Source organism: Novipirellula herctigrandis (assembly GCA_007859835.1).
GTDB lineage: Bacteria > Planctomycetota > Planctomycetia > Pirellulales > Pirellulaceae > Novipirellula_A > Novipirellula_A herctigrandis.
Genome location: SJPJ01000001.1, coordinates 2,214,815 through 2,228,947 on the forward strand (window position 1 = coordinate 2,214,815; position 14,133 = coordinate 2,228,947).

The following is a 14,133-nucleotide window of genomic DNA, read 5'->3' on the forward strand; positions in this document are numbered from 1 at the left end:
GAACAAGGCCAACTGAACAAAAGACAGAAACTATCCCACAAAGTCGCATCTCATCATTACAGAGCCGATCCTTATCGGCCCCTGACGCGATCAAGACGATTGAAAGACTGTTCGGAATCGATATCGCCCAAAACACTGCAACCATTTGTCTCTGCGATCCGGACCACCATGCGAACTCACGAAGAACTTTCTGCGTCAGGCCCACTGCCATCAAGACGGAATCGTATAAACTCACCATCACCAACATCGCTGCCCTCTAGCGATGTCACGCTCTCGCAGGACAGGTATGAAAATCTGGTTCATTTCTGACACTCACAATCTACATCGGGAATTGACAGTTCCTGATGTCGATGCCGTGATCCACTGTGGCGATGAGTCGACGCATGGAAATGCTTGGTTGAATGAACCCGAAGCGAGAGACTTCTTCAATTGGTTCTCCGGATTGGAGATCGAAACGAAAGTGTTTGTTCCAGGGAATCACTCGACCGCAGTGGAACAAGGACTGATTAGTCCCGAGGAGTATCCCGATGTTCGGTTCTTGATCCATGACATGATTCAGCGGAATAGTTTGAAGATCTTTGGTTCGCCCTACACGCCTCGTTTCCACGATTGGGCGTACATGAAGAAGCGAACGCGGTTGGATGTCGTTTGGCAATCGGTTCCCAAGGATGTGGACATTCTCGTCACGCATGGTCCGCCGAAAGGCGTCTTGGATCTAACGCACGACGTTGAATCGAAGGCACTCGTTCAGGTCGGCTGTGCTGCTTTGCGCCGACACGTTGATGAACGGATCAATCCAAAGATTCACGCCTTTGGGCATTTGCACGACGAGAAAGGCATCAGCAACTACGGCATGTTTACACGCGGCGCGACTCAGTTCATCAACTGCTCGTGCTGTAACCTTGCCGTAAAATTGAAGAACAACGGATTCGTCGTCGAGGTTTAAAATGAGCAAGCAGATACACTTTGCGGTCGAAGCGAATGTTGCGCCAACAGAGTTCATTGCTGTGCTCCGTCGTTCGACATTAGCTGAGCGGCGACCGGTCGATGATGCGGCACGCATTGCGAAGATGCTGTCGGGCGCGGACGTTGTCGTAACAGCGAGGAATGAAGCGGGGTTGCTTGTCGGTGTGGCACGGGCAATCACCGACTTTGCGTATTGCACGTATCTGTCGGATTTGGCTGTCGACGTGACTTTCCAAGGCAATGGTATCGGCCGCGAGCTGATCCGATTGGTTCATCAAAAAGCGGGATTGGACACGCGGTTGATCCTGCTCGCAGCGCCGGCCGCGCAAACATATTATCCCCACATTGGAATGAACCAGCACGAGTCCTGCTGGTCAATTCTTCCACAGGACACGCGCTAAAAGACACGGCTCATTCAGGAATTCCACCAAGTGATGGAAAGTTGTAGTGCCGTGGCGATGGATACCCAAACGAGGTATGGCACCTGTGCCCACGCGACCCAGCGGTGATGTCTCCAAACGAAGAACATCATCACCGGAATGGTGATCAGGACCATCAGAATGTCTGCTGCGGCGAGCGGCAGGTTTCGCAGGCCAAACTGAATCGGTGTGAACAGGATGTTTGCAATCAAGTTGATCGCGAACGGAATGCAGACTTGCCACGGCAGTTTCCTGCGAATGGCTTGTACAAAAACATAGCCGAAACTGACCAGGATAATTGGATACAGAATCTGCCAAATCAACGCGATCGTGGTCGGCTCGGGAGTCCAAGCCGGTTTGATTAGACCGTCGTACCATTCTCGCCAATGCATCTCGCTAGCCCCCGAAGCCATTTTCGATCACGACTTCATCAAGGGCAAGTTGGCCGGGCTTCGGCCAAGCATCTTTTGTTCCTTTTCCAATGGCAACCATTGGGCCCATGACATGGTCGTCAGGAAGATTGACAAGCTTGGCGACGGCTTCGATATCGAAACCGATCATAGGACACGATTGGTACCCCATGCCTTGGGCCGCCAGCATCAACGTTTGCATCGCCATGCCAATCGACCGCTGAGCCTCATCACGCTGCAACCATTCGCGGCCTTCATGGAATGGTCCCATCCAACCAACAAGCAGGTCGGCAACTTCCTGGGGAGCGTTTACCCAATAGCGTTCGGGCGATTTCTGCCAAGCCTTCATGTCAGCAGTGAACAGCACCAGCAACGAAGCGTCGGTCATCTGTGCCTGATCGTTTCCATACTCCTTGCGAATTTTTGTTCGCAGGTCCGAGTCGCGAAGGATTACAAAACGCCAGTGCTGGATGTTGAAACTGGTCGGAGCCTGAATCGTCGTTTCTAGCAACTCCTTTTCTTCGGCGTCGGTCAGTTTGTGATCGGCGTCAAAATGTTTGATCGCGCGGCGTGCATGGATGGCTTCTTTTACTTGCACCTTAGGTTCCTGATGTTTGAATGGAGAGATCGATGGTATTGGCCACTTCCAAGGTCATCCTTGAATGTTGACTAGAATAGGCGCGGAAAATCCTGCTGGCTCTACAGCGTACAGGCCCTAAAAGATCGGAGACGCACGTGACACTGCAACTGACGGCAACGCCTAACGATACCACGGCACGTCGACAGCACTTTTTGAAAGTCCACTGCACACTATAGCAAGGCGTCTATCACCGTGCGAGAAACCCGCAGATCGAAGCCAACGAGTACCTTGACGTTATTTGCTAAATTCATCGGAATCAAAATCCGCGAGACGTCGACTTACTTTCTCTCGCATTTTCGCAATACTCTGTTCTTTCCAACTTGGTGGATAAGGCAGTTCGTCGATTGCTAATCCCATGCGTGCCATGGCGACCCGCCATGCGAACGCGTCGTTGGCGCTATTGGTGATCGGTGAACGCTTTTGCTCAAACAGCGATTGAATGGTTGGCAATGCCTCTTTTCCGTCCGCGCCAAGTCGTGTAAACCCGCGACAGACCACATCGATCGTGGGCCTTCGCATGTACCAATGTGTCATCGTTGTTACGGCGTGTTGCAGGATCATCAACAACGGCTCGACACCGGACTTCCCCAAATCCGCTAGCCGCTCTACGAACGGTAAGGCATCCTTGCGAAGTGTCGGATCGTTGATGATCTGCCACTCTTGTTCGGTCATGTCGGCAAAAGTACCCGCTGGCATCTTGGACAACAGATAGGCAAAGTGGCCCCGGTCTGTCGCATTGGTTTCCGGGGCGATGATCCGCTGCACAAGAATCGAGCGAAATTCTAATGGCGTCTTCTTTGGATACACGTGTCGCAGCGCTTCACCTACATTTTGGATCCGAAGATCGCCAACAACCCGATGAACGAGTACGGCGTCCTCGTCGGATAGTGCTCTGTTGTCTATTCCGCTAAGCCAGGGCACAGCCAACGCGAGTTCAGGAGGGCTACCTTCGAGATTGTCCAGGGCAGCTTGGAGAAGTTGCTTCACCTGCTGCGGCGCTTCGCCGGACGGCGTGTGGCGAATTCCGGATAGGTGCTGGATCAATTCGGTGACTGGATTAAATCTCTCGTATCGTTTTCCGGTCGAAAACAACTTGCGACCGATGGCGAAGTGAGAGTTGCTGAGGTTCGCCTGAAACGTAATATAGAAAGGTGCTTGTACTACGGCATGCTTGATCAACGACCGGCGAAAGAGCATCACGCCTGCTTTATCCAGCACTTCGACGCGTTGAACGCTCGGCTGTGACTTTTCACGAAGGTGGGTAATGGCGATGGTCATATCCGGCACGGGAGCCGTATCGCTGGCCAGCAGAGTTTCGCGAGTCGCAAGCCTAAGATTCCATTCCGCCGCGAGCTGTTCTCGTCTAGCTTGATTAAACTCATGAAACGACACTCCATTCAAATCGCGATTCACTTTGGCCGGATATTGATGAAAAATATCTTCCGGCTTGGTGGGAGCCAGCCCTGTGTCGGAAACGCTGCCACGCGGCACGAGCTGCCAATTCGTAACCTGTTGTAGATCCTTGCCTTTGGCTAGCGTGACGCTTTTGACTCCTGGTGTCAGCAGCAGAGCCGCACAAAGGTGATCACATTCCTTTTCTTGATCACGTTTCCAGTGACTGATATCACGACGTTCCAAGCGAACATGTCCAAGCAGCTTTAGCGGCGTCGCACTAACCACGTCCTCTTGAATCAACGCTCGATACTCACGTTCACCCATCATTTGAAAGGGCCACGCGACCAAATAGCCGAGCACGCCGGCAGCAAAGAGTGCAAAAGAAGTCGCCGTCACGCCCGTGCCGTACGGAAGGATCGAGCGAATTGCGGTTGCTGCGGCAAGGTAGACAAAAACGGTGGGGGCCATCATCAAGACGATCCCTGGCACGATCAGCAAGAAACTGAGCAGTACCAAATCCGGCATGGCCAAGGCGATCAGGGCGAAAACGCCCACAATGATTGTCAGTATGAACATGCAGAACCTCTCTAAGTAAAGCTACCTAGGAAACCTAGGATTCATTTTCCGAGTAACCGTCAAGAAAGAGGTGATTGGAAGCCAAAGAAGCCGCCAAAGTCAGTCTCGGGAATCCGCCGTTTCTGTTTGTGCGGGTTATAAGCGTTGACACGACGATGTTGTGTCTAAAGACATACTTACCGAAACGAACGTTTGCGAAGCAAATGACACGTCACCCAGAGAGTCTGAAATTGGTACCTCCTCGATAATCTGCCTTCTTTTCTTGCGGAAACTTTCTATTCCTGCACGCTGTTGCGTCTGCGGAGAAGTCTGGATTGGGTTGGCCGTCGGTGATGTGGAACGAAGCAGACCTAGCCCGATACGAGTCGTTGGAATCAAAAATGGTTTATGTGAAGTCGATGCACTCACCGCGCGCAACAACTTTCTGATTCGAAGAAGGGCCGGTTTGCGCACGCCTCAAAACATCCGTTGAATGACAACTGGAAACTTGTGAAACGAGATCGCAAGTACTCTCGTGGCAATACGAGTGAAAACAATTCGCTTTTCAATGTGATTGACTTTTTCCGATTGGAGCCCCATGGTTAACGCCCAATTGCTTGTTTTCAACTGGTGCAGAACGTGCAACACTTCCATCGAAAATTGTCGGCTGCTGATCGAACGATTGCGATGTTTGCGCTCATTGTGGCGGGCGAAGCCGTCTTCTTTCTACCGTTTGTGCTTCCTCGCATCTTCCGTCCGACACTGTTGGAGGTATTTCACCTAACCAACGTTCAGTTGGGGATCGCCTTCTCGGTTTACGGCATGGTTGCCATGTTGGCGTACTTCCCAGGCGGGCCAATCGCAGATCGGTTTTCGGCTCGGAAACTAATGTCTTTTGCGTTGGTCGCAACGTCTATCGGCGGGTTTGCGTTGGCAACGCTACCTTCCTTGGCGGGGCTAAAAGTGCTGTATGGTTTTTGGGGTATCACCACAATTCTATTGTTTTGGGCACCGCTGATTCGAGCTACGCGTGCTTGGGGCGGGACCAAGCTACCGGGTCGCGCATTTGGAATACTCGACGGAGGACGTGGGTTGGTTGCTGCTGCCATTGGCAGCGGGGCGGTTGTACTATTCTCCTTCTTCTTGCCGGCCGAAGTCCAAAATGCATCGTTCGACCAGCGGGCAGACGCGTTCCGCCAGGTAATCATTCTGTTTTCGGGGATCACGTTTGCTGCGGCCGGACTTGTGTGGTTTGCTTTACCTCCGCCGAACGAACCGTCCGATGACTCACCGAATAGGTACGAACCGGGCGGAGTGGGACGTGTATTGCGAATGCCAACAGTCTGGCTTCAAGCAATCGTCGTGGTTTGCGCGTACATCGGCTACAAGGGTTTAGACGATGTCTCGCTATACGCACACGAAGTCTTGGAGTTTGACGAAGTTCAGGCTGCCCACGTCGGCACACTTTCGATGTGGGTTCGGCCTTTCGCGGCGATCGCTGCGGGTCTGATGGCCGATCGCTTTGGCGTTGCCCGGATGACGATGTTGAGTCTACTGGTGTTCGGAATTGGCAGCGCCGTGATCGCTGCGGGAGCGTTTCGCCCCGGCATCACCGCGTTCTTCTTTATCACATTGATCGCCACCAGTGCCGCTGTATTTGCTTTGCGCGGCCTGTACTATGCAATGATGGAGGCAGGACGCGTGCCTTTTGGAGATACGGGTAGCGCGGTGGGCATCGTTTCCGTCGTCGGATACACACCCGACGTCTTCATGGGACCGTTGATGGGAATCCTGCTGGATCGATGGCCCGGTGAACTCGGGCACCAATACGTCTTTACCGTACTCACTTTGTCCGCAATGGTCGGCCTGGCAGCATCAATCTCTTTCTGGCATATCGTGCGTCGCCCCACGTGAAAGTCAATCGCGAGGCTGCTTAGGTTACGCTTCAAGACCTAAGCGTACGGTATAAAGACAAGGCTCATTCTTCGATGCCGTGCTTTTCAAGAAAGTCCTCGGGGATCGACGCGGTCATGCGTCCCACCAAGGCGTAGTAGAACAGTTGTGTGCCCTCCATCGAGAGACGGTGCCGATAGAGCTCGAGATGATAGACATCAAGGTATTTCGAGAAAATCAATTCGCGGACAAGACGTGAAAATCCGCCTTGCTCATTATGATCAAGAAAGGAATGCTTGATATTGAAAGCCAGCCAACCATCGGTTCGCACCAACTTCATCGCATTGAAGAAAGCTCGTGGGGGAATGTCGCCAAAACCGAGAGCAGCAACGCAAGTTAAACAATCAAAACGCCATTCGCGGAGTTGCTCGAGCTTGTCGGGATCGAGGTTCACTAGGTCGGCGACATAGTAATCGTCGTAGACCGTGGATCGGTCCCGGTACGCAGCGTCACGGGCTTCCGGAATAATGTCCGCACCCACCAACCGGGCAACACCATTTCGCTTGAGCACTTCGCCCATCATCCCATTGCCAGCACCCAAATCGAGCACACGCAATTCGCTAATCGGTTCGCGGACGGTCTCGAGAGCGCGCTGCAGCAGGTCGGCTACTTTTTCCGGAGACGTGCAGCGAAGCCGTTCGTAAAAAAGCTGTTCGTACAAGCCGGGCCGCTTGTAAATTTCGTCGTAATCGTGAAATCGCAGACGCTTCGATTCACCATCCTCGACAAGAGTAAAGAAGACTTCATCTTGCTCAAGCTTCTCGGAATCGGCTGGCGGAAACTGTATTCGGTAGCGGTGTAACATAATGACACAAGCTATCGGAATCCAGTGAGCAGACATAGCCCCAGCAAATCTTCAACTCTCGTCACTGTTCCGTTGATACGCTAAGATCAAGCGTGGCAAGGTTGAGATAGCGGCGTAAAGGCAACGCGAGCGTTCATTTCGGATCCGATCACTGGAATGCTGCCATTCGTTGTCGCCGCACCAATCACAATAGAATTTGCCGTGTGTGGCTTTGCTTATATATGGCAGCATGATGACGCACGAACCTATCGAACATTGAATGTGCGCAGCGATCAAAGCGGATTGCCAGCGGTGACAATTATTATGATTGCGATCTTCCCGTAGTGCTCATCGAAACCACATCGGGCGAAGCTAGCACCGACCCCAAAGCGTTCTGACGGATCTCGCCTTTCAAGTCACCAGCCATGGGATCAGGGCAAGCGGTGGACTGTCGTCCTTCTTAGCCCTCAAATTCTAAGCATCCTTCTTTGATTCCATCGCTATCAAGTTGTCCTTCATTTGCCCCATGGCTTTCAAGCCGATCGCCCATTCTTCGGCGGTCAATCCACGTTTCAGACTTTGCCGAAGCGCTTTGGCATGGGGCAGTAGCCTATTGATTTGCCGAGTCCCCTTGGACGTTGGATAGATCAAAAATGCGCGGCCGTCACTTGGATCCGGCTCTCGTCGCACAAGCCCTTTTGCGACCAACCCGTCTAACTGACGCGTGATCGTCGTCTTGTCACGCAACATGATTCCAGCAAACTCTCCGCGCCGTAGTGGCTTCCCAGACTCAACCAAAACCATCAGCAAGGCGGATTCTTCAGCCGAAAGTTCAGAATTGTTGTCCGCCAGTAGATCTTCGATTCGCAACCGAAACAGATAGGCCAGGCGACTGATCAGAAATCCAGGTCGTTCGTGGTTCGTCATAAGAACTCTCGATCAAAAACAAGAAGGCAAAAATCAGCACAAAACACTCTGCGAGAATTGACGCCCCGATGAGTGTACCATACACTCACTTGCGTGTACGGTACACCCAACACCAAAACGTTTACGGAAGTCGAGCTGGACCTGCACTCGGAACGGGCTACACGGCGGGTTGCTACCGCAATGGTATCCGCCGCTGCGACCCACCTTCGGCAGGTCGTCAACTCGGTGAACGTGGACGCGATGCCCCCAAAAAAGGAAACCAGAAGATGCACGTAAGTACAAGAACAGTCTGTCTACTTTTAGGCTTGGCGGTGGCTTTTGGAGTTGCGAGCAGAGCTGCTAACGCGGACACCCAGGTGGAACCGACAATCGCATTGAAGATGCTCAATGCACAACAACAGCAATTCGGACAGCAGGTCGTGAAAGTCACCGACAACGTCTATACGGCCGTTGGGTTCCACGGAGCCAACACGTCGATGATTGTCGGCACGGACGGTGTCATTATCATCGATACGCTGAAAGGGCCGACCAGTGCCGCAAAAGCGGCCGAGGCGTTTCGCAAGTACAGCGACAAGCCGGTCAAGGCAATCATCTACACGCACAGTCACGGCGATCATATCGGTGGCGCCAGTGCATTCATTGGCGATGAGCGACCGGACATCTACGCCACAGAGAGTTTTGGTTCGGCCGAAGGCGTGAACAAAGCGGTGGCCCCGGTCAAGGCGAAACGAAATGTGCGTCAATTCGGACGGAAGCTCTCGCCGTCCGAAAGCACCAACCGCGGTGTTGCTCCTGCCAATACAGACGATAGCGACGGTGGAAAAGGGTTCCTTGCTCCTACCGTCAAGGTTCCAGACAGTGGTCTCAAAACGACGATCGCGGGCGTCGAGATCGAATTCCACATCGGCCCAGGGGAGACCGACGACGCGATGTTCATCTGGCTCCCGCAGAACCAGGTACTGTTCGCGGGCGACAATTTCTACAGTTCCTTTCCCAATCTATATGCGATTCGGGGGACGGCCTATCGCGACGTGCTGAGTTGGTCCGAAAGCGTTGCGAAAATGGCAGAACTTAAGCCACACGTTTTGGTTCCCGGCCACACCATGCCCATCCGAGGAGAACAAACCGCCACCGCGGTACTGAACGATTACAGTGAAGCAATTCGCAGCGTCTATGACCAAACGGTTCGAGGTATCAATGAGGGCAAGAGTCCCGACCAACTTGCACACGAAGTTGAATTGCCGAAACGCCTAAAAGACAAACCGTATCTCATCGAATTTTACGGTTCAGTACCACATGCCGTTAGAGCGATTTATGCAGGGCTACTGGGCTGGTTCGACGGGAATCCGACGACATTGAGCCCACTGGAACCCAAGTTAAAAGCGAAACACATTGCCGAACTGGCCGGTGGCACGCAAGAACTAACCGAGCAAATGGAAGCTGCATTGGCGAAGCAGGACTACAAGTGGGCACTGGAGCTATCGGACTATTTAAAATGGCTGCATGACGGCGACAAAAAACGGGCCCGCAAGGTAAAGATTGAGGCTTTACGAGGCTTGGCGGCACGAGAATACAACGCGCCCAACCGGAACTATTACCTGAGCTATGCCAATGAGCTTGAGTCCGGTCAGTTGAGCGAACTGTGGTTTTAGGCACACTTCCTATTCGTCACATTGAAGCAATCACGGACTCCGATGTCCCGCATGGATTTGTGTCCCTGCATTTGCATTGGAAACCTGGTTCGCTCCGAGAGTACGGAGAGAGTGTCTCCAGACACCCGACAGAAGAGAGAAGGTTGAGAGGTCGTTTCCAAATGTCGAACTCGGAGGAACTTGTGAGAAAGCCGGCCAACATGCGATCGTGAGAAAAATCACGAATAGCAAGAGTTGCTTCACGTTAGGTTGATTCCCCTATTTGGTTTGCGGGACATAGGCTCCGACTTCGGACAGATATCTCATTAATCGTCCATCAAGGTCTCTCGCCTTTTCCGGCATCGCAGGCGCAAGGTTCGCCGTTTCGCGTGGGTCTTGCACGACGTCGTACAAGAGGACATCGTTGTGATGGTAATTGTGAATAAGTTTGTAGTTTCCAAGACGGATCGCACTGGCCGGATAGCTGCCTTCGCCTTGGTAATGGGGAAAGTGCCAATAGATCGCATCGCGATCGAGTTCGTTACCTTCGATCAATGGGACGAGGCTTGTGCCATCAGCATGTTGATCGGGGAGTAGCGGCAACCCCGTCATCTCTAGAAGCGTTGGAAAAAAATCCGTACTGGTTACGACGGCGTCTGACCGCGCACCCGGTTTCGTTTTCCCAGGCCAATGGATCAACAGCGGTGTTTTGATGCCACCTTCAAACACGTAGGTCTTGCCCGTTCTCAACGGCTCATTGGACGTCGGATGCCCCTGCATTTCACATGACCGCCCCCCGTTGTCGCCCGTAAGGATGACGATTGTCTCTTCATAGAGACCGGCTGCTTTCAACGATTCGATCAGTCGGCCGATGTTGTGATCAAGCGTGGCCAATTCTCCGGCATACTCCGCGTCGTCCTGTCGCCGCTTGTATGGTTTATGCGCATAGTGATCGTCCATTACCCAATCACTTTCAACGGCGGGAAGTTGGTCTGCCTTTTTTTGAAAATGCTCTCGGAGGTCAGCCTTAGAACCGATCGGCGCATGCATCGCAAAATGCGCTAGATGAAGGTAGAACGGCTTGTCGTGTTTCCTAGTCACAAATTCGATAGCGGCATCCGTAATCGAGTCGGTAAAATTGTCGCCGTCTTTTCCGTTGGGAAAGTACTCGGGATGATTCCTGAATGGATAAAACATAGCGCAGCTGTTTTCTTCGATGACCGCTCCTTGTGATGAGTATCCGTGGTTCGCTGGTCCACCGGTGGCATCCAGTTTCCCCATATGCCATTTGCCGTAGAAGGCGGTTTCATACCCGCCTTTCTGAAACGCTTCGCCCAATGTGATTTCGCTGTCTTTGATTCCCTCAGCCTGAGACTTCGGACAATACACGCGAGCGGATTCGCCTTGACGACCAAAGGCTCGATCAACGCCGGGCAGCCATTGGGTGACTCCGTGTCGAGCCGGGTTCTTTCCCGTCAGGATGCTAGTGCGGGTCGGAGAACACATCGGGCTTGGTGTGTAGCAATTGTCAAACTTCATCCATTGCTGGGAGAGTTTGTCCATCTCTGGCGTTTCGTAAAACGAACTTCCGTTGTAGCCGACATCCTTCCAGCCAAAGTCATCGACCAAGATGAACAGCACATTGGGCTGCTTGCCGTCCGCCGCCTTGGCTGTCGAGAGCCCTCCGAAAACCATGGCGATAACCGCTATGACGCAGTAGGTTTGACTGAATCTTTTCGGGCTGTGCGAGTGCAAAATGGTTAAAGCTCTTGTTAATTTTCAAGTTCTTGTGAATTTAGCTGCGGTGACCTGCATTGTAGCCCCAGGGGGCTGAAGGCAACGAGCCGGGAAACACGCAAACACTGGCGTTGACACACTTCCCGGCAATTGGCTTTTCGCTAAAAGCCAAACGATCGCCGACGACAATACGCCTTAAGCGAATACCGGGTGCTGGTCAGGTAAATACCAATGCATTTAGGCAAATGTTTAGAGGGACTTAATTTCTAGGAGTGACACGCCCTTTGAGTTGAGATCAAATTCAGGCTCGACAGATTTGCCGGTAAACAAGTCGGTCACGGAAATCCTGGTGCCGTCTTTCAGACCGAGCTTCAGTTTGGCATTGTTCTTACCAATGTTAAGGATGCTCATTAGATAGCTTCCATCGTCTTGTTTCACCGCCAGCCAATGGCAGCCCTTGTGGTCGCTACCGTTTTCTTCGGCAAGCGTGACATCAGGCCGGCTCTCCGCAACTTCGGCGAGTGCGACGTCTCGAACTTGCGAGACGCTCTCATTGCCCTTGAGAACAATGAGATTGCCCTTGCTCTGTTTAAGTCGCTTATCGTGTGGCTGTCCGTATTCGTTTTTACTCAGACTCTTCTCGCTATCGACAATCAAGGTGCCGCCCTGGTCCAGATAGGACTGCAGGGCGTTCAACTCGGATTCCGTGACCCATTCCGTCTTATAAACGAGGATGCCATCCCAAGACCGGTTATCCTGTTTCTTGATGATGTTCTCCGTAGCGAATCCCATGGGGATTCCTTCAAAGAAGAGTTTTTCATAAATTGAAAACTGCTCGGTCATGTGAGAGTTTTTGTTGATCGCCGATGTCTCCGAGTGGAACAGACGCAAGGGACGGCGTTGCTTGCGCAAGGCGATGATTTCTTCAGAGAAACTGTTCAGGTCATACATGACCTGGGTGTAGGCATTGGCAATGTGCGGCTGCTGGTTTGTTGAGCCCACGAAGGATCCTGCGAGTGCCAGATCAGCGAAGTTTAGCTCCCCTTCCAGTCGGTCTTCGGGCGATCCATCGGGATCTCTTGCCCAGAACCATGCCATGTTGGCGTCCATTCCCTGAAGCGTCGCCAGCCAATAAACACTTTCCACATACTCGACTGATAAATCCAGTTTTCTCCACCGAGAGGCGGACAGAAAATGAGATTCCGAATTGACGTGAATTTTCCTCGGAGACACCGAATCCATGAAGTCGTAGGACATACTCAACTCTTCCCAACAATAGGCGTAATGTTCCTCCCAGGCTTCTGGTTCGTTTGGATAGCTGCGTCGCGTTGGCCTAGCTTTGGCATCATCGCCAATCATCGAGGTGAGTTCAGTGAGGGCTTCCAGGTCAATCCCGTGCGCGCGATTGTTGTCGGTATAAAGGTGTGTACTGTTCTTGACGTGGGTGTCCGCATCGGGGTTGCCTTTCCGAAGCTCGCCTTGAATGTGTGTGTACCAATCGATGGCACGGTCCATGCTGTAGCGTGCCCAATCGTAGAACATCGGGGTGCCACGGGTTTGGGCAGAAATTGGAATTTCAATTTCAACCGCATCAAAGCCGGTGAACTGGGATACCCAGTTTTTGTTGAGCCTGTCGAGATCGCCGTCATATTTTTTGCGCAACCATTCCCGAAATTGGTTCAGGGTGTAGGACGAAATCTGCTGCATCTCGCCAGTTCTTCGGGTCCAGCCACTTGCGATCGAATGCCAGTGGGGCTCGTTGGCCAGAATGTAACCAAGCTGAGTCACCTTTTTCCCTTTGGTCAGGGCACCGGTTTCCCTGGCGATGGTTCCCCAAACCTCTCGCACCAAAGGATTGTCGATATCGAATCCAGTAAACGTGGAACGGCCTTTGCGTACTTCGGGTTCAAGTTTTTCTACCCACTCAGCAATGCCCTGGTTCCAGTAGATCAGGAAGCCGACATTGCTATCTGAAATCTCGGTGACTTCGCGCAGAAGTTCTTGATCGAAAGTGCGATCTTGCTTCAGCAAAAACGAATTGATCGCCCGGTCATGTTCGGCTGGGTAAAGGTTCTCGCCGCCGTGGAAGATAGCACCGAGATGGTCGTTGTAGACATTAGTATCAGTCAGAGGTCGGCCGACCGATTTGGAAAAGTAGTCATAGAGGAAAATCGGCTTGCCGTTACTCAGTAACATGTTGTCGCCCACTTCAATGTTCTGCCAATCCACTTTGTTGACCGGGCGCCGTTGGATATCGCCACGGATGACACTGGATAGTTCCGCGATACCATCGTTGAGAATTTTGACGACCATCTTGCGTTGGAAGTCTGGTATCTCGGCTGCGAGTTTGTCCTTGTCTTCTTTGTAGGGGGCATACTGCTCGAATAAGTAGGCTACCGCGTCCTGATTATCTTCATCCCAGTCCGCGAACTTCAAAAACTCTTTGGCGAACCAGACCACCGTTTCCTCACGGGTGACATCGATCTCCTTGGCACGCGCCTCCTGCATGCTGGCTTCCAGTGTGTCGATGTTGGTCAACGCTTCTTTGACGTATGGGTTGTCTGCCGATGCTGCGGCTGCGTCGGCCGCGATGCTATCGTTAGAAGATGCGATCATACTGAGTAGTGAGAGGCCAGCAATTGCAATGCGAAACAGTATCGGGTTCATAGAACTCTCGTTAGGAATGAAGGAAGATCGAAATCTTGAGCAATTGGAC

General features: G+C 52.4%; 11 protein-coding genes. 4 read left to right on the forward strand and 7 right to left on the reverse strand.

The window, feature by feature from the left end; genetic code table 11:
* The first annotated feature begins 286 nt into the window (after window positions 1-286).
* Together CA13_RS07900 and CA13_RS07905 are read left to right on the forward strand one after the other, a co-directional pair.
* Window positions 287-946, forward strand: a complete 660-nt coding sequence (locus CA13_RS07900) for a metallophosphoesterase (protein WP_419194069.1) — start codon at window positions 287-289, stop codon at window positions 944-946.
* A gap of 1 nt (window position 947) precedes the next feature.
* A complete protein-coding gene (locus CA13_RS07905; RefSeq protein WP_146395381.1) occupies window positions 948-1,367 on the forward strand; it encodes a GNAT family N-acetyltransferase in 420 nt (139 codons plus the stop codon).
* Between the two features lie 14 nt (window positions 1,368-1,381).
* On the opposite strand, the gene CA13_RS07910 is transcribed toward CA13_RS07905, so the two are convergent.
* The 3 genes from CA13_RS07910 to CA13_RS07920 all read right to left on the reverse strand — a co-directional run bounded on the left by CA13_RS07910 (window position 1,382) and on the right by CA13_RS07920 (window position 4,406).
* Window positions 1,382-1,777, reverse strand: a complete 396-nt coding sequence (locus tag CA13_RS07910; RefSeq protein ID WP_146395382.1) for a TspO/MBR family protein — start codon at window positions 1,775-1,777, stop codon at window positions 1,382-1,384.
* Window positions 1,778-1,781: 4 nt separating this feature from the next.
* A complete protein-coding gene (locus tag CA13_RS07915; RefSeq protein WP_146395383.1) occupies window positions 1,782-2,393 on the reverse strand; it encodes a nitroreductase family protein in 612 nt (203 codons plus the stop codon).
* A 276-nt stretch (window positions 2,394-2,669) separates the two neighbouring features.
* Window positions 2,670-4,406, reverse strand: coding sequence for a hypothetical protein (locus CA13_RS07920; RefSeq protein WP_146395384.1), 1,737 nt, complete (start codon window positions 4,404-4,406; stop codon window positions 2,670-2,672).
* 666 nt (window positions 4,407-5,072) lie between these two features.
* Here CA13_RS07920 and CA13_RS07925 point away from each other — a divergent pair.
* A complete protein-coding gene (locus tag CA13_RS07925) occupies window positions 5,073-6,299 on the forward strand; it encodes an MFS transporter (protein WP_146395385.1) in 1,227 nt (408 codons plus the stop codon).
* A gap of 64 nt (window positions 6,300-6,363) precedes the next feature.
* Here the strand turns inward: CA13_RS07925 and CA13_RS07930 are convergent, their stop codons facing one another.
* Together CA13_RS07930 and CA13_RS07935 are read right to left on the reverse strand one after the other, a co-directional pair.
* A complete protein-coding gene (locus CA13_RS07930; RefSeq protein WP_419194070.1) occupies window positions 6,364-7,179 on the reverse strand; it encodes a class I SAM-dependent DNA methyltransferase in 816 nt (271 codons plus the stop codon).
* A gap of 417 nt (window positions 7,180-7,596) precedes the next feature.
* The gene (locus CA13_RS07935) at window positions 7,597-8,049 is read right to left on the reverse strand and encodes a MarR family winged helix-turn-helix transcriptional regulator (RefSeq protein WP_146395386.1); all 453 of its coding nucleotides are present in this window, start codon (window positions 8,047-8,049) and stop codon (window positions 7,597-7,599) included.
* 266 nt (window positions 8,050-8,315) lie between these two features.
* On the opposite strand from CA13_RS07935, the gene CA13_RS07940 reads away from it, so the two are divergent.
* Window positions 8,316-9,701, forward strand: a complete 1,386-nt coding sequence (locus tag CA13_RS07940; protein WP_146403516.1) for an alkyl sulfatase dimerization domain-containing protein — start codon at window positions 8,316-8,318, stop codon at window positions 9,699-9,701.
* Between the two features lie 258 nt (window positions 9,702-9,959).
* On the opposite strand, the gene CA13_RS07945 is transcribed toward CA13_RS07940, so the two are convergent.
* Window positions 9,960-11,375, reverse strand: a complete 1,416-nt coding sequence (locus tag CA13_RS07945; RefSeq protein WP_146395387.1) for a sulfatase — start codon at window positions 11,373-11,375, stop codon at window positions 9,960-9,962.
* Window positions 11,376-11,666: 291 nt separating this feature from the next.
* Complete coding sequence (locus CA13_RS07950; protein ID WP_146395388.1) at window positions 11,667-14,084, reverse strand: glycoside hydrolase family 42; 2,418 nt, start codon at window positions 14,082-14,084, stop codon at window positions 11,667-11,669.
* Window positions 14,085-14,133 lie beyond the last annotated feature (49 nt).